Raw genomic sequence first — 1,232 nt, 5'->3', positions numbered from 1 at the left:
CGAAGCCGTTGTACTAAGCGTTTAGATATACTGCTACTCATCGCGTTGTTAGCAGAAGTTTTGATGTGGTGGAATGGCTTAGCTGCCGTGCAAGCGAAGTGGCATTTTGACTTTCAAGCCAACACCATAAAACATCGCAGAGTGCTTTCAATACCTCGCTTAGGGCGGGAAGTTCGGAGCCATCGACGGTATCAAATTCATGAGTCCCAATATCAATGGGCAATACTTGAATATCAACGGCTCACGCACAACGCCGGACTGGGGGAATTATGAGGGGATCCGTCAGCGCCGCGTTAAGTGGTGAGCAACGCTACCACCCTACCTAAACCATTGTGACATAAACACTTAAACCGATGTAAGCCGAAAATGCCAAGCGTTGGGAATCCGTCTTAAACGCTTTGTTATGCGTATTCTCCCACACGTACCAGACTGAGATTTTCACTCGCTGCTGGAGCTTCAAAATACTGGGTCACATGATGAAATACAGCCTCTGTGTCAAACATAGCTCTTTCTGGTTGTTCAACTCGCCGTTTAGCAATTTGGGATAAACATTGCTCATCTGTTAAGTTTAAATACAACAGCTCATGCTCACTAGCTACTTCGACGCACAGTGATACAAACCAAACTCTTTGCCTTACAGTATTAGCGGGAAAATCCATGACAACGTTAACCCCAACATTCAACAAGTTTTGAACATGGCTTTTAACGAAAGGCTTAATTAAGTTTGAGTGCTTGATGTAGTCGTCAAATGTTTGAATTTGAGAAGGATAATGAGCTGACAACCAATCGTCTTCTGAAATTAAGACTGCATTGTTTTCAGCAGCTACAACCTTAGATTTGGTCGATTTTCCTGCTCCCATCTTGCCACAGAAGAAGTACAGCTTTCCCTGATTTTCCATGTTTCCTCCATTTACGCATAACGAAAAGTTAAAGCGTGAACAACGCAATAACAATGCAACTGCAAACACCTTAATCACTAAAATCAACGCACTGTGAAAATGCCACGCGTTGTGAGTCGCATTTAAACGTCTTGTTATATATGTGACCAAAGTCCATGGATATCCTTGGACTCCTCATTCACACGCACTGAATCATCGTAAACAGACAAAAATCGATGCAGAGGTGAAGGGAAATGCCTTACCTTAAAGCTCCGTTTGTTCTGTCTTTAATCGCCAGCGTATTAAGCAGACAAACTTAGCTTTAAGGGTAGCATGAGGATTGCCTGCACTCAG

General features: G+C 43.3%; 1 protein-coding gene and 1 pseudogene. One reads left to right on the top strand and one right to left on the bottom strand.

Going from position 1 to position 1,232, the window contains the following annotated elements; translation table 11 throughout:
- Positions 1-273, top strand: a pseudogene (locus tag L4C38_RS21215) (IS4 family transposase); the annotation flags it as partial.
- A 128-nt stretch (positions 274-401) separates the two neighbouring features.
- On the opposite strand, the gene L4C38_RS21210 reads toward L4C38_RS21215, so the two are convergent.
- Positions 402-899, bottom strand: a complete 498-nt coding sequence (locus L4C38_RS21210) for a P-loop nucleotide/nucleoside kinase family protein (RefSeq protein WP_428799516.1) — start codon at positions 897-899, stop codon at positions 402-404.
- Positions 900-1,232: the final 333 nt, after the last annotated feature.

It is taken from the genome of Vibrio kasasachensis (assembly GCF_050337565.1).
Lineage (GTDB): Bacteria > Pseudomonadota > Gammaproteobacteria > Enterobacterales > Vibrionaceae > Vibrio > Vibrio kasasachensis.
Note: the sequence above shows the minus strand (reverse complement) of the source record. Positions and strands in the feature narration are given on the sequence as shown.

Bases quoted from the DNA above. Each gene is read 5' to 3' on its own strand.
- L4C38_RS21210 (WP_428799516.1), bottom strand. From the start codon at position 899: ATGGAAAATCAGGGAAAGCTGTACTTCTTCTGTGGCAAGATGGGAGCA.